Origin of the sequence: Microbulbifer sp. JSM ZJ756 (assembly GCF_044383805.1) — a bacterium.
Taxonomy (GTDB): Bacteria; Pseudomonadota; Gammaproteobacteria; order Pseudomonadales; family Cellvibrionaceae; genus Microbulbifer; species Microbulbifer zhoushanensis.
In genome coordinates, this window is the sequence record NZ_JBISER010000007.1 from 240,111 (window position 1) to 258,871 (window position 18,761).

Sequence of the window (18,761 nt, forward strand, 5' to 3'; positions counted from 1 at the left end):
GGTGCCGGAGTGCGGCAGGGCGGAATGACGATCTTGCAACCAGCATCGTCACGCCGGCTCGCGCCGGCGTCCAGTCTCGGTTCAATTAATACTTGTAGCTTTCTGGCTTGAACGGGCCTTCCACGGCAACGCCGATATACTTGGCCTGGTCCTCGGTCATGCGGGTGATCACACCGCCGAAGCCCTCGACCATGTAGCGGGCGACTTCCTCGTCCAGTTTCTTCGGCAGCACTTTCACGTACAGCGCGGAAACTTTCTGGTCCGCCGGCAGGTCGGCAAACTTCTCCTGGTACAGGTGAATCTGTGCCAGTACCTGGTTGGCGAAAGAGCCGTCCATGATGCGGCTGGGGTGGCCGGTGGCGTTGCCCAGGTTCACCAGGCGGCCCTCGGACAGCAGCAGCAGGTGATCGTTGTCTGCCGCATTGCGCACGATCTTGTGTACCTGCGGCTTCACTTCCTGCCATTCCCAGTGCTTGCGCATGTAGGCGGTATCGATCTCGTTGTCGAAGTGGCCGATGTTGCACACCACAGCGCCACTCTTCAGCGCTTTCAGCATATGCGCATCGCACACGTTGGTATTGCCGGTGGTGGTCACCAGCAGGTCGGTGTTGGCCAGCAACTCCTTGTTGATACCCTCGTCGGTACCGGTGTTGATGCCGTCCTTATAAGGGGAAACCAGTTCGAAGCCGTCCATGCAGGCCTGCATGGCACAGATGGGGTCCACCTCGGAGATCTTCACGATCATGCCTTCCTGGCGCAGGGAGGCGGCGGAGCCCTTGCCCACGTCACCGTAGCCGATCACCAGGGCTTTCTTGCCGGACAGCAGGTGGTCGGTACCGCGCTTGATGGCATCGTTCAGGCTGTGGCGACAGCCGTACTTGTTGTCGTTCTTGCTCTTGGTGACGGCGTCATTGACGTTGATCGCCGGCACTTTCAGGGTGCCCTCGCGCAGCATGTCCTGCAGGCGGTGCACACCAGTGGTGGTTTCCTCGCTGATACCGTGGCAGTTATCGAGGATCTGCGGGTACTTGCGATGCAGCAGCTCGGTCAGGTCGCCGCCGTCGTCGAGGATCAGGTTCGGCTGCCAGCCGGCCACGTCGTCACCCACGGTGCGTTCCAGGCACCACTCGTACTCTTCCTCGGTCTCGCCCTTCCAGGCAAATACCGGGATACCGCTGGCAGCGATGGCCGCGGCGGCGTGGTCCTGGGTGGAGAAAATGTTGCATGAAGACCAGCGTACTTCGGCACCCAGCGCCACCAGGGTTTCAATCAGCACTGCGGTCTGGATGGTCATGTGGATACAGCCCATGATGCGCGCACCGGCCAGCGGCTGCTCTGCGCGATACTTCTCGCGCAGTGCAATCAGGGCCGGCATCTCGCCCTCGGCGATTTCAATCTCGCGGCGGCCCCAGTCCGCCAGGGTAATATCGGCGACTTTGAAATCCTTGAATTCAGTGCTCATCTGGTTCATTCCAACCTCTTTGAATTTGTGTTTTCTGTAGGAGCGGCCCATGGCCGCGATTTCTGCCTGTCTCGAAGCGTGTATCGTTCGCGGCCATGGGCCGCTCCTACGGTTAAGTTCATTATTTCCCGGGTTTACAGGCCCGCGTGCTGTCGCAGGATCTCGGCCTTGTCGGTTTTTTCCCACGGGAAGGCAGTGAAGGTCTCGCTGCGTTGCTGGCCGCTGCTATCGGTCCAGCTGTAAGTGTGCTCGAACGGCTCGCGCCCGAAGTGGCCGTAGGCCGCGGTCAGCTGGTACATCGGGTGTAGCAGGTCCAGGGCCCGGGAGATGGCGTAGGGACGCAGGTCGAAGTGCTCGCGCACCAGCTCGATCAGTTTGTCCTCACTTACCTTGCCGGTACCGAAGGTATTGATCGACACGGAAGTGGGCTCGGCCACGCCAATGGCGTAGGACACCTGGATCTCGCAGCGCTTGGCCAGCCCGGCGGCGACAATGTTCTTGGCCACGTAGCGACCGGCGTAGGCGGCGGAGCGGTCGACCTTGGACGGGTCCTTGCCGGAGAAGGCGCCGCCGCCATGGCGGGCGGAACCACCGTAGGTGTCGACGATGATCTTGCGCCCGGTCAGGCCGCAGTCGCCCACGGGACCGCCGATCACGAACTTGCCGGTCGGGTTGATGTGGTACTTGGTGCCCTCGTGCAGCCACTCCTGCGGCAACACGTGGTGCACGATCAGCTCCAGCACCGCCTCGCGCAGGTCTTCCTGGCTTACTTCCGGGCTGTGCTGGGTGGACAGCACCACCGCGTCGATGGCGCACGGCTTGCCGTGCTCGTCGTAGCGGAAGGTGATCTGGCTCTTCGCGTCCGGGCGCAGCCACGGCAACAGGCCGGACTTGCGCGCCTCGGCCTGGCGCTCCACCAGGCGGTGGGCGTAGTAAACCGGCGCCGGCATAAAGGTCGGGGTCTCGTCGGTGGCATAGCCGAACATCAGGCCCTGGTCCCCGGCACCCTGGTCTTCCGGCTTGGCGCGGTCGACACCCTGGGCGATATCCACCGACTGCTTGCCGATCATGTTCAGCACGCCGCAGGTGTCGCCGTCGAAGCCCACGTCCGAGGAGGTGTAACCGATATCGGTGATCACCTTGCGCACCAGGTCTTCCAGGTCCACCCAGGCACTGGTGGAAATCTCGCCGGCAATCACCGCCACGCCGGTCTTTACCAGCGTCTCGCAGGCCACGCGCGCGTGCTTGTCGCGCGCCAGCAGTGCGTCGAGCACCGCGTCGGAGATCTGGTCGGCGATCTTGTCCGGGTGCCCCTCGGATACGGACTCCGAGGTAAACAGTCTGTATTCACTCATGTGAAAGTCTCCATGTCTTGCCTGCGGCAAACGAAATAATGCTCGGTGTTATTGCGGGAGCCTCCAGGGCAGGCTCCCGCGGTTAAATTACGGTTTCAGGAATTCCCGGATCTGGATCTGGAAGCCATTGCGCAGGGCGCTGTATACGCTGCGACCATCCTGCAGGCCGGCGTCTTCCGCCCAGGCCTGCAACTGCTCCGGGGCAAAACCCAGCCACAGGTCACCACAGGCCTCGCGGGCCCAGTCCTGGCGGTGGTCCTGCAGCTCTGCCACCAGCAGCTGGCCGCCACTTTTCAGGGCCTGCTGCAGGTCCTGGAATATCTGTGCCGGCTCCGGCGTATGGTGCAGCACCATATTGACCACGATGCTGTCGGCGCTCTGTGGCCGCGCGGCGGCCTCGCGGGTGTCCCCGCAGACAAAGTCGATATTCGCCAGGTTGCGGTCATCGGCAAACTGCCGGGCCCGCGTGAGCATGGTCTCGGACAGGTCAAGCGCGGTGACGTTGTCGAAGCGGGGGCTCAGCTCGGCGAGAAACTCCCCCTCACCGGGGCCTACCTCGAGGGCCCTGGTCCCGGGCTTCAGCAGCTGGGCCACCTGCGGGCCGTAGACTTCGTAGCCAGCGATCAGCTCCTGCTGCTCGCGGAAGCGATTGCCATAGTCGGCGAAGAAGCGGCGCGAAGCCTCGGCGCGCTCCCGGGCAATGGTCGCCACGGCGGCGGTCCGTTCCGGGGACAGGGGCAGGCGGTCGAGGCTGGCAAACAGGCCCCGCAGCGCCTCACCGTCACCACTGCGGCGGTAAAACAGGTTGTTGCCCTCGCGCCGCTTGCTCACCAGGCCGGCCTGGGCCAGTACTTTCAGGTGATGGCTGAGCGCCGGCTGGCGCAGGGTGAAGATGCGGCACAGCTCCAGCACGCTGTAGGAGTCCTGGCTCAGCAGGCGCAGGATCTCCAGGCGCAGCGGATCCCCCGCGGCCTTGAGGGTCGCGGCCAGCTGGGGGATGGCGTCCGGAATGGTCTGTTCCGGTTGCTGGATGGCGTGCTGGGGATCTGGCATGAGGCGCAGTCTAGCAGCGTTCCAGCCTGCATCAAAGGATTTTGATATAGCTCCATAAAAATATTTTGATGCAGGTGTGTTGTTTTAAGCGCCGGCACCTGCGGAGCAATTTTGTTGCGTGAATAACGCGACAATCGGCCACCGGCCTTTGCGCAGCGCCGCCGATTGCGTGAAAATACGCCTCCTTTTTCGCCGCCGTGGCCTATGGTGAATGCGGCCCGGCCCCGCAAACTGACCTGAGAGCAGAGCCCTATGACTTCTTCCAACCCGACCCGCACCGAACTGGCCAATGCCGTTCGTGCCCTGTCCATGGATGCCGTGCAGAAAGCCAAGAGTGGCCATCCCGGCGCGCCCATGGGCATGGCAGATATTGCCGAGGTCCTGTGGAACGATTACCTGAAGCACAACCCGGCCAACCCCGACTGGGCGGACCGCGACCGTTTCGTGCTGTCCAATGGCCACGGCTCGATGCTGCTCTACTCCCTGCTGCACCTGACCGGCTATGACCTGCCGATCGAGGAGCTGCAGAACTTCCGCCAGCTGCACTCGAAGACCCCGGGGCACCCGGAGTATGGCTACGCGCCCGGTGTCGAGACCACCACCGGCCCGCTGGGCCAGGGCATCACTAACGCGGTGGGCATGGCGCTGGCAGAGAAAGTGATGGCGGCGCAATTCAACCGCCCGGGCTATGAACTGGTGGATCACCACACCTACTGCTTCCTCGGCGACGGCTGCCTGATGGAGGGCATCTCCCATGAAGCCTGCTCCCTGGCCGGTACCCTGGGGCTGGGCAAGCTGGTTGCCTTCTACGACGACAACGGCATTTCCATCGATGGGGAGGTTGAGGGCTGGTTCACCGATGACACGCCCAAGCGCTTCGAGGCGTATGGCTGGCATGTGATCCCGGGTGTCGACGGCCACGACCCGGCGGCGGTGAAGCAGGCCATCGAGGAGGCCCGCGCCGAGACCGCCAGGCCCACCCTGATCTGCTGCAAGACCGTGATCGGCTTCGGTTCCCCTAACAAGCAGGGCCGCGAGGAGTGCCACGGCGCGCCGCTGGGTGATGACGAGATCGCCCTGGTGCGCGAGACCCTGAACTGGAACCACGGCCCGTTCGAGATCCCCGAAGATATCTACGCTGGCTGGAACGCCCGCGACAAGGGCGAGGCGCAGGAAGATGAGTGGCGCGATATCTTCGCCGACTACCAGGAGGAGTTCCCGGAGCTGGCGGCGGAATTCGAGCGTCGCATGAGCGGCGAACTGCCGGCGGACTTCCTTACCAAGGCGGATGAGTACATTCGCGAGTGCCAGGAAAACGGCGAGAAGATAGCCTCGCGCAAGGCGAGCCAGAATGCACTGAATGCCTATGGCCCCATGCTGCCGGAATTCCTCGGCGGCTCTGCCGACCTGGCGGGCTCCAACCTCACCATCTGGTCCGGTTCCGTGGGCGTGCGCTCCGATAACGCCGCCGGTAACTACGTTTACTACGGTGTGCGCGAGTTCGGCATGAGCGCCATCATGAACGGGATCGCCCTGCACGGCGGTTTCGTGCCCTACGGTGCCACCTTCCTGATGTTCATGGAGTATGCGCGCAACGCCGTGCGCATGGCCTCACTGATGAAGCAGCGGGTGATCTTTGTTTACACCCACGATTCCATCGGCCTGGGCGAGGACGGACCCACCCATCAGGCGGTGGAACAGCTGACCGCCCTGCGCTCCACCCCGAACCTGTACACCTGGCGCCCCTGCGATGCGACCGAGTCAGCGGTGAGCTGGAAGATGGCAGTGGCCCGCAACGACGGCCCCAGCGCCCTGATCTTCAGCCGCCAGGGCCTGGCGCCGCAGAGCCGTGACGCCGGCCAGCTGGCCCAGGTGGAGAAGGGCGGCTACGTGCTGTCCGACTGCGAGGGCCTGCCGGAGGCCATCATCATCGCCACCGGTTCCGAAGTGGAACTGGCGATGGAAGCCCAGAAGCAGCTGTCCGGCCGCAAGATCCGTGTGGTCTCCATGCCCTGTGCCGAGGCATTCATGGACCAGGACGAGGCGTACCGCGAGTCGGTGCTGCCGTCCAGCGTCCGCGCCCGCGTCGCTGTGGAAGCGGCCCACCAGGATTACTGGTACAAGTTTGTCGGCTTTGACGGTGCCATCGTCGGTATGAAGACCTTCGGCGAATCCGCCCCCGGTGGCGAGCTGATGGAATATTTCGGCTTCACCGTCGACAATGTGGCGCAGACCGTCGAGAAACTGCTGAAGTAAAACGTGCGTTGCACGACCTTCTACCTGGATGCCGGCACTTGCCGGCATGACGGCTGCGAAGCCTGACTTTGCCCTGCCGTCGTCCCGGTTCCGGCCGGGATCCAGCACCCACGGGAGTCAGCTCAATATGCTGATACTGGCTGGAAGTTCATGAGTATCAGACTTGCCATCAACGGCTACGGCCGCATCGGCCGCTCCGTCCTCCGTGCGCTGTATGAATCCGGCGCGCGCGATCGTTTGCAGATCGTCGCCATCAATGAGCTGGCCGACTGCGCCACCATCGCCCACCTGACCCGCTACGATTCCGTACACGGCCGCTTTGGTGGTGATGTCGAAGTGCAGGGCGATGCCCTGGTCGTTAACGGTGACCGCATCGCGGTGACCCACCATGAACAGCTGGAAGACCTGGACTGGCGCAAAGACCGGGTTGATATCGTGCTGGAGTGCACCGGCAGCTTTACCGAGCGCGCCCGCGCAGAGCTGCACCTGAAGGCCGGGGCAAAAAAAGTCCTGTTCTCCCAGCCCGCCAGCCGCGATGTGGACGCCACCATCGTCCACGGCGTCAACGACGATGTCCTCACTGGCAAGGAGACCATTGTCTCCGCCGCCTCCTGCACCACCAACTGCAGCGTCCCGGTGATCGCCGCGCTGGATAAAGCGTTTGGTATCGATGCCGGAGTGATCACCACCATCCACGCCGCCATGAACGACCAGCCGGTAAGCGATGCCTATCACCATACCGACCTGCGCAAAACCCGTTCGGCGGTTACCTCCATTATTCCTGTCGATACCGGGCTTGCCCGCGGTATCGAGCGTATCCTGCCCAGCCTGGCCGACCGCTTCGAGGCCCAGGCGATGCGCGTACCCACGGTCAACGTGTCCGCAATCGACCTCTCCGTGCAACTGCACAACACCGTGACCCAGGCCGAAGTAAACGATGTACTGAGTGCAGCGGCAAAGAACGATTTTGCCGGCGTGCTCGGCTACACCGAAGAGCCCCTCGCCTCCTGCGACTACAACCACGATCCCCGCTCCGGCATCGTCGATGCCAGCCAGACCCGCGTTGCCGGTGGCAAACTGGTGAAAGTGTTGATCTGGTTTGATAACGAGTGGGGATTTGCCAACCGGATGCTGGACGTGGCGATGCAATTAAAGAGCCTGGAAGGCCGTGAGGCCAGTCACCACGACCACATAAAATAGCTTCTGCGCCAACCTGCTCGCATTATTGAGAGGCAGTTCTCAAATTTCTTTATTGGGATTGCTGCTCACCAATCCCTGCCGTTATTTCCTTCTACGATAAGAAAGCTTTGCCAAAAATTTTGGAGTAATGCCTGTTGGAGTCTGCCCCGCAGGGGCGCCTTTATATGGTCGATGTACCTTAAACCTGTGGATAACGATAAAAATTACACTGGGGGTATGCAATGACATGTTTCTGGCCTGGCCGCATGCTGGCGGCTATTTTTCTGTGCACCACAATAATCGTTTCCGGTTGCGGTGGCGGCGGCGGTGGTGGTTCGACATCGGGCACAGGGGGCACTGGTGATTCTGGGGGCGCGGGTGGCTCAGGTGGTTCAGGAGGCTCAGGAGGCTCTGGAACTGGAGATACGACTCAAAACCAGCCTCCGATAGCCCATGCTGGCGAAGACATAGTGGCTAATGAAGAGACCACCATCCTCTTGTCTGCCGGGCAATCTACAGACTCTGACGGAATGATTGATAGCTTCCAATGGGAGCAGCTTTCTGGTCCCTCGATTGAAGTAGAAAGTTGGGAAGGAGAGTCGATATCGTTCGTGGCCCCAGTTGTAGAGGTGGAAGCTGTATTCGAATTCCAGGTTACAGTCAATGATAACGAAGGCGCTTCAGCCATTGACCAGGTTATTGTAACTGTTGTGCCTTACGCTCCGATCAGTCAGTTGGATATCAGGTTTCCTTACAATGGGAGCCGTTTCTTTGGAAGCACAATAAGCGTAGTAGGTTCGATTGAGAGGGCGAGGGCTGCCGTTGATAGCGTCGGGGTGAGGGCTACAGCTGGAGCGGGTGAGATATCTGTCGAGGTGCAGGAAAATGGTGTTTTCTTAATAAATGATTTGCCGTTGCCAGCCAATGATCAAAGTCCGATCATTCAATTAGACGCATATCAAGACGGTGTTATTGATAAATCTGTACAAGTCAGCATAGAAAATAAGCCTACCTTGGTGCGTCCACTTTTCGCATTGGACAAGGCTAATACGGATAAAATCTTTGCACTTGATTCCACCTCAATTTCTAACGATCGGCTTTTTCGCGTTGATCTGAAATCAGGTAAATTTGATAGCTTAATAGGTACTGATACAAGGTTGCCGGGACAACCATGGGATATAGTTCATGATGTTGATCGCAATCGGCTTCTGATTCTCAATGTTTCTACACATTTGGTCGATTATATCGACCTCGAGACCTATGATTCAGGGGTGGTTTCCAGCCAGGCTGTCGGAAGTGGCCCAATACCGGAGCTGATCTATGATATAGAGATAGATCCACTCGGAAACCAGGTGTTAGGCATAGATGAGAGCCAAGAGGCTCTCTATTCAATAAGCCTAACTACAGGCGATCGAAAAATAGTTTCCTCAAATGACGTGGTTGGTACCGGTATCGCGTTTTCAAACCCCAGTCGGCTAACTGTAGACACGGAAGGCAGGTTTGCTTACGTGTATTCGAATGCGTCGTTGATTGCAGTTGAACTGGAGACCGGGAATCGATCAGTGGCTACATCCGCCAGTGTTGGAGAGGGGCCGACTATTGCAGACCCATTTTCAATGGCATTTGACCCTGTCAGGAAGGCTGTAGTTTATTCTCAGCCATGGAGTGATATATACAGGGTATTTGTCGATAGCGGTGATAGTGAGGTTTTCTCTGAGAATGGGCAGTCAGGAGTGACGGCTGGATACTCTGTTAATGTATTGTATGACAGCCACTATGATCGATATCTGGTCGGAGATATAGGAGGTTGGTCTGAGGATTCCGATTCTGTTTTCACTGTTGATAGTAGTACGGCTGAACGTTCAATAATAATTGAGCAAACTGTTGGTAGTGGACCCGGTGTGGGAGAATTTTACGACTTCTACCTTGGTCAAGAGAATAATGGTTACCTCCTGGATTATGGGAGCGGGTCCCTGCAAAAAGTTGATTTATCGACAGGTGTGAGGACTGAAGTTTCTGGTGTTTCCCGGGGCAGTGGTCCGGTCCTTCAGTGGCCGAGAAAAATGGAGGTAAATTCAGTCGCAGGTACCGCTTATATATTGCAGCAGAAGGATGATGCCTCTGGTGCATCAGCCCAAGTCCTGAGGGTTGATTTGGAGACCGGCGATCGAACTTCTATTGCAACAGACTCAGATGGTATGGGCCCTGTGATTATGTCCGCTCGGGGGATTGCTTTCAGTAATAAGAATAATCAGCTGTATTTTGCCGATGCTGAAGTGGGGGCAGTGATTGCGCTGAACCTTTCGGATCTCAGTCGAGAGATAGTGTCAAGCGCTGAAATTGGATCTGGCGAAGGGTTTATTAATCCTACAGGCATTAATTATGACTCTGCGACGGATAGAATTTTCGTTGCCGACGCGGGCTTGGGCGGAACGGATTCCGCAAGGGTTTTTTCGATTGACGTTGCTTCTGGAGATAGAACAACAATATATGAACCTTATCAGGGGGTAGGGCCATACATGAACGGCGTGGCTGATCTCGACTTGATGCCTGACGGAAAATCCCTGTTGATTAGGTCTGATTTTGACCAAATTTCTTTGCTAGACATTGAGACTGGAGATCGGGCAGTGGTGGCAGACCAATCTGCAGGGGAGGGAGAATTCCTTATGAATATAAGGTCTGTCGCTATTTCTCAGGATGGGTTGGTCGCTTACTTTACAGGTTATAATCATCAGGCATTATTTGCTGTTAACCTGAAAACAGGGGATCGGATCATGATCGCCAGGTGAAGGATAAAATAATCAGTAATTATAAAGGTGAATTCCCGGACTTTTTTCAATGCTATCTTACCAGCCGTGAGATTTGTATAAGTAATTATAATTGGGGTCTATGACTTAAAGTCATGGAATAATTGCGGTACGGCTAAGCTTTTGACGCTCAATTTTACCGGATTCAGTTCATTTTTTATTCTTAGGCCATGTGTTCAAGAAGTGATTCATGGCCTGCTTGTCCAGGCTCGATCTTGTGGGCACCACCGGCATGTGATCCGATACAATGCGCAATGAGCGGCAAGTGTGTTTTTGCAGTGAGGATGTTCCCATCGCCTACGCTGGCTAGCTGCGCATTTATGCCGATGTGTATGGAGTCTAGGTGCATGCCTGGTCATGCTGCATCCTGAATACCTGAAACTGAGGCGATACCCGAAGCAGCGCCGGGTATGATGCTGTGCGCTCTTTGCGGCGCGTATAGCCCCATCTGTTGCCGAAAAAATAGCATTGACGACCGACCGGGGGCTGGCGCTGGCTGATGATCGCTTCCAAGCAGCAGTGCCAGCGCCGTGTCACGCACCTGAAAGCGGTTCGCCCGAGGCTGGCGGTGTCTGGCTGAAACTGGCAGTGGGATGGTACGCTAGGTCCAGAGTTAGTTTCCGTAGCATTTTTGCATTCCAGTTACCGGCCGTTGCCTCTTGAAGATTTACCTGCTTACCCACGAACGCGAGATACACCGCCCGACAAACACTGGCTCAATCGCCACAGCCACATGTGGCGATCTGGTCCGGCGGGTCATCTGGCAGCGCCGCCACCCTGATCCTGAAATAGTCGAGCTGATCCAGGCTGGCGATGCCGCACTTGTTTATCCTGGGACTGAATCCGGGCTGTCCCTGAAACCGGTTTCCGCCTTCGAAACATTCATCCTGCTGGACGCCACCTGGCAGGAGGCCCGTAAGATGTATAACCGCAGCCCCTATTTCAAGGGGGCGGAACGGGTGAGCCTGGATCCGGGGATTGAGTCCGCTTACTGCCTGCGCCGCAACCAGCGGGAGGGCGGGTTGTGCACGGCCGAGTGCGTGATTGAGCTTCTGCAGGCGAAAGGATTTGGTGCGGTGGCAGAGAATTTGCGAGAGGAGTTCGGGCGATTCAACCAGCGATAAAGGGCCCGGGCTGGAATTGCCAGGATATTAAATTTTCTGTTTCAAAAGTATTGCTGGCTGCCCGGCTGAAACCGGTCATCAAGCATAACAGGAGTCCTTAATGGCCGATCGGGTTTCCCTGCTGGTGGATGTCCAGAATATCTACTACACCACCCGCCATGCGTATGGGCGTAATTTCGACTACAACGCCTTCTGGCGCCAGGCGACCGCCGGACGGGAAGTGGTGAGCGCAATTGCCTATGCCATCGATAGAGGCGACGAGAAGCAGCGCCAGTTCCAGAATATCCTGCGCGGGATTGGCTTCGAAGTGAAGCTGAAGCCTTTTATCCAGCGTGCCGACGGCTCTGCCAAGGGTGACTGGGATGTGGGAATTACTATCGATGCGCTGGACTGTGCGGCGGGATCCGATGTACTCGTACTGGTCTCCGGGGACGGTGACTTCGACCTGTTGGCCGACCGAATCCGATCGAAGTTTGGTATCCCGGTCGAGGTATACGGGGTGCCCTCGCTGACAGCCGGCTCCCTGAGGCACGCGGCCTCTCGCTTCGTGCCGATCGAGGGGGAGCTGTTGCTGAAGAGTACTGCCCAGTGACTCCTGATCACCAGCTGCGCCCCGGCGGTCACGGAAGCGCCAGACAGGTTCGCGATCTTCTCCGGGCCTGATAACCTAGGTCCCAGCATTTACCGAACTTGCCAGGTGCGGACCTGTGGCACTGATTATAGTCCTTCCGCGCACCAGAATAACGACCAATTGGGGAGTGACATGAAGCTACGCATGGGACTGATCGCCGTGATACTGGCACTGGCCGCGGTCACCGCGCAGGCCGCCAGTATCTCTGAATACGCCGCCGGCATGGAGCGCCAGCCCGGCTACTACGATTTCTACTGGGACGACACCACCGGCCGCATCCTGCTGGAGGTGGATGAGTTCGACCGGGAATTCCTGCTGCTGACCGGCCTGGCCCAGGGCCTGGGCTCCAACCCGGTGGGACTGGACCGCAACCAGGGTGGCGAGAACCAGCTGGTGCGCTTCGAGCGGGTGGGCAACAAGGTCCTGCTGCACCAGCGCAATATGCAGTACCGGGCCCACTCCGATAACGCCGCCGAGCGCCAGGCGGTGCGGGAGGCTTTTGCCTCCTCGGTGCTGTGGGGCTTCGAGGCGGTGGCGCGGGATGGCGATACCCTGTTGATTGATTTCACCCCCTTCCTGCTCAGTGACCAGCATGGGATTGCCAGCCGGCTCAAATCGACCGAGCAGGGCACTTATAGCGTCGACGCCTCCAAATCCGCGGTTTACCTGCCGCGTACGAAGAACTTTCCCCGCAACAGCGAATTCGAGGCGCAGCTGACATTTGCCGGTGGCAATCCCGGCAAGTACCTGAACGAGGTGGTGCCGACGCCGACCCTGGTTTCCCTGCGCCAGCATATCTCCCTGGTGGAGCTGCCGGATGACGGCTACCGCCCGCGTGCATTCCACAGCCGAAGTGGTTACTTCCCGTTTATCTTCCGCGACTATGCCACCGCGATCGACCAGCCGCTGGACCAGCGCTTTATCTATCGCCATCGCCTGGAAAAGAAACCGGGCAGTGACGAGCCGGTGGAGCCGATCGTCTATTACGTCGACCCGGGGGTGCCGGAGCCGGTGCGCAGTGCCCTGATTGACGGCGCCAGCTGGTGGAACCAGGCATTCGAGGCGGCCGGGTACAAGAATGCCTTCCAGGTGAAACTGTTACCGGAAGGGGCCGACCCGCTGGATATCCGCTACAACGTGATCAACTGGGTGCACCGCTCCACTCGTGGCTGGTCCTACGGCTATGCCATTGCCGACCCGCGCACCGGGGAAATCCTCAAGGGCAACGTGACCCTGGGCTCCCTGCGTGTGCGGCAGGACTACCTGATCGCCCAGGGCCTGCTGCAGCCCTATGGCGACGGGGATGCAGATACCTCTGCGCTGAAAGAGCTGGCCCTGGCACGTATTCGCCAGCTGAGCGCCCACGAGGTGGGCCATACGCTGGGCCTGGCCCATAACTTTATCGCCAGTGCCAGTGAGCGTGCCTCGGTAATGGACTACCCGGCCCCGCTGGTAACCCTGCGGGGCGAGGAGATGCAGCTGGCGCAGGCCTATGACACCGGTATCGGTGAGTGGGACAAGCTGGCGGTGCGCTACGGCTATGGCGAGGCGGTGGATGAGCAGGCGTACCTGGCAGCCGTGATCGAGGACGCCACAGGGCAGGGCCTGCGCTTTATCTCCGACCCGGACTCCCGCGACATCAATGACGCCCATGCGGACTCCCACCTCTGGGATAACGGCGCCGAGCCACTGGCGGAGTTCGCCCGTATGGCCGAGCTGCGCCGCCATGCCCTGGATAACTTCTCCAGCGCGGCCAACCCGGCGGATGCACCGCGTTCGGCACTGGAGGAGACGCTGGTACCGGTCTACTACGGCTATCGCTTCCAGGCCGAGGCGGTGGGCAAGCTGATCGGCGGGCTGGATTATGATTACCTCTACAACGATGCCGAACAGGTGTCCTACAACCTGGTGCCGGCAGAGGAGCAGCGCCAGGCAGTGGATGCACTGGTCTCCACCCTGGAGCCGGAATTCCTGGCCCTGTCCGAGCGGGTGCTACAGTTGCTGCCACCGAAGTCCTATGGCTACAGCCGCACCGCGGAGAGCTTTCCGGCCCGCACCGGCGTCGCTTTTGATGCGGTATCCATGGCCGAGGCGGCGGCCGGCCACACCCTTTCAATCCTGCTGAATCCCGAGCGTGCCGCACGCCTGGAAGAGCAGTCGGCCCGCCGTGCGGGACACCCGGGATTCGCCACGGTGCTGGAAAGCCTGACCGAAAAAGCTCTGGACAACGGCGCCTACGACGGGCTGGCGGCAGCGATTCACCAGCGGGTCAACCATGCCTATTTCCACCACCTGATGCTGCTGGCGGGCAATGCCGGGGCCGCGGAATCTGTGCGGGCCAGGGCGAGCATGGAGCTGGCGCGGATCCAGCACAGCATCGGGCGCATGAAGCTGTTCGGTGATGATGCCGAGGGCTATAACGCCCACTACTACTACCAGGCCCAGAGAATCGGGGCCTTTACCAGCGGCAAGCTGGAGCCGAAGGCGGATGAGCTGCAGGCCATGCCGCCGGGCTCGCCGATCTGACCGATAGCCGCTTCGCCGGCCGGACTGTGGGTTTGGCCGGCCCGGGGCGGTGTCAGGACCGGCGGGGTTTGCAGGCAGGGAGTCGGGTGCGGGTAAAGGCTGGCGGGCACCAATAAAAAAGGCCGCTTGCGCGGCCCTAAGCGGGGGGTCAATCAGTTCACTCTTCCAGGGTGACCAGGTCGTAGCCTGAAAGGGCGGGAATGGATGCGTGCAGCGCCTCTTCCTGCTGGTCCAGGGTTTCCAGCTGGGCGCAGAACTTCTCTGCCCTGGCCTCGAGCACTTCTGCCCGGGCCTCGACATCGCGCTCCACTTCCTCGGCCAGCTTTTCTGCGTTGCGTTCGATACTGCGGCCGCCGGTAAACACGGCTTTCAGCGCGTGCCAGGCGATACTGCCGGCGGAATCCATGGCGAGCTCTTCGATACGCGGTTCCAGGTCCTCACCGATGGTCTCCTCGATAAAATCCCCGACACCCTGGTCGCCAAATACGAATACATTGCCTTCGACATCAAAGCGCTGCTGGGCCCGCTCGCGTATCTCGGCGGAAGTCTGCTGCAGCCCGTTGAAGTTGGGGTGATCCTGTCCGGCGAGCGCGGCCAGGGCTACGGAAACGCCGGTCAGGGCGATATCCACCGCATCCAGGGAGATCATCGTCAATTCCCGGCTGGCCCCGTACAGCTCGCCGTGGTAACGCTGTAGCTGCTCACCCTGCTCTGCAGAGATATCCACCGGGTTACCCTCCACCAGCAGCTTGTCCGGCGACTGGAAGATCACCAGGGCTTCATCGTCTTCAGGCTTGGCAAAAGTCTGGAAAAAGTCCGGGCCCACCTGTACGTGATAGTGCAGGTCTGCGTTGCAGCTATCCTGGTCATTTATTTCAAGATTGATGTCACTGGCGGCCGCCTGGCCGGCCAGTGCCAGGGCACTGGTGAGGATAAGTGGTTTCCACATGGGAATGCTGTTCTCCGATTTCTCTGGTTCTGTCCCTAGGACGCGGTGCAGGCGCCGGCTGGATGCAGGTAGCTACGAAAATTTCCGCTGTCGCGGTGTTTGAGTAAAGGCGCCTGACAAAAGTGACATTTGGTATTTTCTGTTGGGGCAGACACGGGTAACCCGTGTCACGTCGATTCATTCACGGCATCGAAGGAAATTCTGGCGCATATCCGTACCTGCCGTAACGCCATTCCAACCCGCTACCGGCGGCATCCGTCGCAGCCACGCTAGAATGAATGCCCCGATGACAATAAAAGCGATAAATGGGAGGAAGCGGTGACCGGATTCCTGATTCATGTTCCCCTTATTTATGTTCCTTTCTCTTTCCCTTGCCCTGGCTCGTGCATTCGCGCCACTGCTGCGGTGCTGGCGGCCCTGCTGTTGTCCGCCTGCACCGATGGGGAATCGGCCCCGGGCAGGACGAGTGCACAGGGCGGAGAGCCCCTGGTGGTGGCCCGTATCGGTGAGCGGGAAATAACCCTGGCCGAACTCGACCGTAGCATCCAGTTACCCCAACACGACCTGGCCCTGGCCGAATATCGCCTGCGCGCCGGCGCATTGCGCCAGCTGCTGGAGCGGGAGGCCGGGGATGGTGGCGGCGCCAGTGCCGAGTGGCTGCTGGAGCCTCCGGCTCCCCCGCGCGAGGAGCTGCCGGTGGGCGGCCGCCCGTTGCGCGGTAACCCCGATGCACCGGTTACGCTCAGTATCTTCTGCTCTTACCAGTCACCGCATTGCGCCGCGCTGCAGGCCACAGTGCGCCAGCTGCTGGAAAGTTACGCCGGCTGGCTGCGCCTGGTGCATTTTGACCTGCCGCTGCGTTATCACCGCGAGGGACCACGGGCGACCGCCGCCGTGCACTGTGCCCGGCAGCAGGAGCGGGGCTGGCCCTACGCGGATGGTCTCTATTCCCAGGCACAGAAACTGGGGGATGAAACCTACCTGCGGCTGGCCCGGGTCCAGGGCCTGCAGCCCGGGGCTTTCACCCAATGTATGGCGGTGCACGACAGCGCACCGGCGCTGCAGCGGGACCTGGCTGTGGCCGGTGAGCTGGGGCTGGAGACAGTGCCGGTGGTGTTTATCAACGGGCTGTATATTCGTGGCCCGCGCCCCTACGAGGAATACGCGCACTGGGTCGACGCCGAGCTCCAGCGCCTGGGCCACGATTCCTCCATTCCACACCCGCAGGCCAGCCGGTTTGCAATAAATGGCGGAGGGCCGGGGGAGACTGACCTGCCACTGGTATTGACTGGCACCAGTGTGTCCAGTGAGCGGGACAACTCCACCGCCCTTATCGCTGTGCAGGATGCGGCGGCGACCAGCTTCAGCAATGGCAGCAGCCTGATGCAGGGGGTCAGGCTGGAGAGCATCCGCGCAGACCATGTATTGCTGGACAATGATGGAACCCTGGAGCGCCTGTCCCTCCGTGGCCAGGAGGGGGAAGGGGTACATGTGCCGCTGACCTCGCCGGAGCCCCGGGACAAGGAAACCATGCGCCGGATAGAGCAGCCGGAAGGAGAGACGCGCAAACTGGTGGCCCCCTCGGGCGTCCTGCCGCTCGGCCGGAAATGGCTTGCGGAACAGTTGCGCAATCGTGATGAACTGGAAAAACGCTTTGTCGAGGCAGAGCACCAGGTGGATGGGCATAACCTCCTGAAACTGGAGGGGATCGAGGATAGTGAATTCTTTGCCGCCCTGGGGCTGGAGGAGGGGGACGTGGTGGTGCGGGTCAATGATACCTGGGTTCATAGCGACCAGAACCAGCTGTGGGACGCGCTTACCAGTGGGCAGGTGGTGGATGTCACTTTTATGCGCAATGGGCGGCCGCAGCGTATCCAGTATGTTGTTGAAGAAAAGGGTTACTTCGAGGAGGGCGACTCGGGCGATGGCGAGTCGGGCGAGGGGCAGGAAAACAAGGCTGACGAATGAGCGGTAATGGCCCCGCGCTGCCGCGGGGCCCGCTCACCGGAACTCCTTACTTATCTGGGTTGCCGTTCCACATCAGGCCGGCGATCTTGTTCTGGCCCTGCCGGCTGGGGTGGAAGCAGTCACCGCCATCGATATCGTCTTTGCCGAACTGGAAGGTGCCCACATTCTGCTGGCCCTCACCATTGTACTCGGCGACAACCTCTACACCGTTGACGCCATTGTAGGCGGCGGCCTCCTGCTGCAGCACCTCGTTATAGAGTCGCTGTGCCGCAGTGACACCGGCCAGGCGGGTGGCAAAGCTCTCCCCATTGAGGGTGCCGTCATTGGTGGCGATCCGGCAGATGCCGAAAGTGGACCAGGCGCTCTGGCAGTTAACCCGCCAGTTACCGGTCTGCTTGGCCACGCCGGCATCATAGAGATCCTGAACCCTCGGCACCGAGCCCAGCAGCACCGTGGATCCGGCAGGCAAGCCGTTGACCAGTTTATCCAGCCCCGCCTGGACCGCCGAGCGCCACTCCCCCTCTGTATAGAGCGGGTCACCGCAATTGGCCGGGTCGACACAGTCACGGTTGCAGATATCGTTGCCGCCCAGTACCACTTCGACATGGTCAGCCACCAGTGTCTGCGACAGGATCCGGTCTGCCTGGATGCTGAAGCTGTCACCGCCACCGCGCATTTCCGCACCGGACTCTGCCGCCGCCTTGTTGGCAGCAATATTCGGGTCCAGCTGCAGGTAGCGGTCGTGCACGCTGAACACATCCGAGTCGTAGCCATCAAACCAGCTGTGCTCGGGCTGGTCACCGCCCAGCAGGCAGAAAAAACCACCGGTAAACCAGGTGTTGCCGGTGCAGTCAGCGGCAAAACCCATGGTGATACTGTCTCCCGCCGCCACGGCCTTGGACGGCGCGGCCGTGGCCTGCCCGGTACTCAATAATGTACTCAATGCCAGTAATGTGAGTAGATTGACTCTGTGCATGGTTATTCTCCAGTCACGCTGAGATTTTTATTCGTTAGGGTTTATTCGTGATTTTTCGGTGAGCAGCCTGATAGTAGGTGGGTTGTGGGGATTTGCCGCCTGCAGAATGCCGACCCGGCAGTCGCATGTGCGCTTTGGGAGCTTCTTCGCAGTTATGACGTATGCTCCCACAGCATTGGTGAAGCTGGTTGGGGCGGGCGGCACCCGAAAATTAACTTGCACATTTGTACGGTTTTGGGGCGTGAAGTTTTGGCTGGGCGGAAGAGGTAAAGCTAACAGGCCGATTGGTGCTACATCTGGCATGGTTTGCCTGCGTGGCATACCCGGTGACCGTCACAGCATGGCAGAACCTGGTGCAAGGGAGGTTGCCAGAACGCCCCTGAAGGCCGCTCTTCAATAAAATAGTTGCACTAACTTGTTCCATGCCCGGCAGGTCGAACCAGAGATAAAGCGCTTATCAATAACCTCCTGATAA

12 protein-coding genes are annotated in these 18,761 nt (G+C 59.8%); 7 read left to right on the forward strand and 5 right to left on the reverse strand.

Annotated features, from left to right (window positions below; genetic code table 11):
- Positions 1-85: 85 nt before the first annotated feature.
- The 3 genes from ahcY to ACH6CX_RS13105 all read right to left on the reverse strand — a co-directional run bounded on the left by ahcY (position 86) and on the right by ACH6CX_RS13105 (position 3,870).
- Complete coding sequence (gene ahcY / locus ACH6CX_RS13095; RefSeq protein ID WP_232939849.1) at positions 86-1,471, reverse strand: adenosylhomocysteinase; 1,386 nt, start codon at positions 1,469-1,471, stop codon at positions 86-88.
- A gap of 125 nt (positions 1,472-1,596) precedes the next feature.
- The gene (metK, locus tag ACH6CX_RS13100; RefSeq protein WP_232939847.1) at positions 1,597-2,817 is read right to left on the reverse strand and encodes a methionine adenosyltransferase; all 1,221 of its coding nucleotides are present in this window, start codon (positions 2,815-2,817) and stop codon (positions 1,597-1,599) included.
- Positions 2,818-2,904: 87 nt separating this feature from the next.
- Positions 2,905-3,870, reverse strand: coding sequence for a metalloregulator ArsR/SmtB family transcription factor (locus ACH6CX_RS13105; protein ID WP_396675525.1), 966 nt, complete (start codon positions 3,868-3,870; stop codon positions 2,905-2,907).
- A 252-nt stretch (positions 3,871-4,122) separates the two neighbouring features.
- On the opposite strand from ACH6CX_RS13105, the gene tkt reads away from it, so the two are divergent.
- From tkt to ACH6CX_RS13135, 6 genes are all read left to right on the forward strand, one after another.
- Positions 4,123-6,126, forward strand: coding sequence for a transketolase (tkt, locus tag ACH6CX_RS13110; protein WP_232939843.1), 2,004 nt, complete (start codon positions 4,123-4,125; stop codon positions 6,124-6,126).
- 150 nt (positions 6,127-6,276) lie between these two features.
- The gene (gap, locus tag ACH6CX_RS13115) at positions 6,277-7,326 is read left to right on the forward strand and encodes a type I glyceraldehyde-3-phosphate dehydrogenase (protein WP_232939841.1); all 1,050 of its coding nucleotides are present in this window, start codon (positions 6,277-6,279) and stop codon (positions 7,324-7,326) included.
- Between the two features lie 221 nt (positions 7,327-7,547).
- A complete protein-coding gene (locus ACH6CX_RS13120; RefSeq protein WP_396675526.1) occupies positions 7,548-10,094 on the forward strand; it encodes a PKD domain-containing protein in 2,547 nt (848 codons plus the stop codon).
- Between the two features lie 677 nt (positions 10,095-10,771).
- Positions 10,772-11,236: a tRNA-uridine aminocarboxypropyltransferase gene (locus tag ACH6CX_RS13125; protein WP_232939837.1), complete on the forward strand. Its 465-nt coding sequence runs from the start codon at positions 10,772-10,774 to the stop codon at positions 11,234-11,236.
- 100 nt (positions 11,237-11,336) lie between these two features.
- A complete protein-coding gene (locus ACH6CX_RS13130; RefSeq protein ID WP_237061906.1) occupies positions 11,337-11,828 on the forward strand; it encodes an NYN domain-containing protein in 492 nt (163 codons plus the stop codon).
- A 171-nt stretch (positions 11,829-11,999) separates the two neighbouring features.
- Entirely contained in the window at positions 12,000-14,393 is a 2,394-nt protein-coding gene (locus ACH6CX_RS13135) for a zinc-dependent metalloprotease (RefSeq protein ID WP_237061904.1), read from the forward strand.
- 157 nt (positions 14,394-14,550) lie between these two features.
- On the opposite strand, the gene ACH6CX_RS13140 is transcribed toward ACH6CX_RS13135, so the two are convergent.
- Positions 14,551-15,342, reverse strand: coding sequence for a DUF2884 family protein (locus ACH6CX_RS13140; RefSeq protein ID WP_232939832.1), 792 nt, complete (start codon positions 15,340-15,342; stop codon positions 14,551-14,553).
- A gap of 318 nt (positions 15,343-15,660) precedes the next feature.
- Between ACH6CX_RS13140 and ACH6CX_RS13145 the strand changes: the two genes are divergently transcribed.
- A complete protein-coding gene (locus ACH6CX_RS13145; protein ID WP_396675527.1) occupies positions 15,661-17,310 on the forward strand; it encodes a thioredoxin domain-containing protein in 1,650 nt (549 codons plus the stop codon).
- A gap of 46 nt (positions 17,311-17,356) precedes the next feature.
- On the opposite strand, the gene ACH6CX_RS13150 is transcribed toward ACH6CX_RS13145, so the two are convergent.
- A complete protein-coding gene (locus tag ACH6CX_RS13150; RefSeq protein WP_396675528.1) occupies positions 17,357-18,286 on the reverse strand; it encodes an SGNH/GDSL hydrolase family protein in 930 nt (309 codons plus the stop codon).
- Positions 18,287-18,761: the final 475 nt, after the last annotated feature.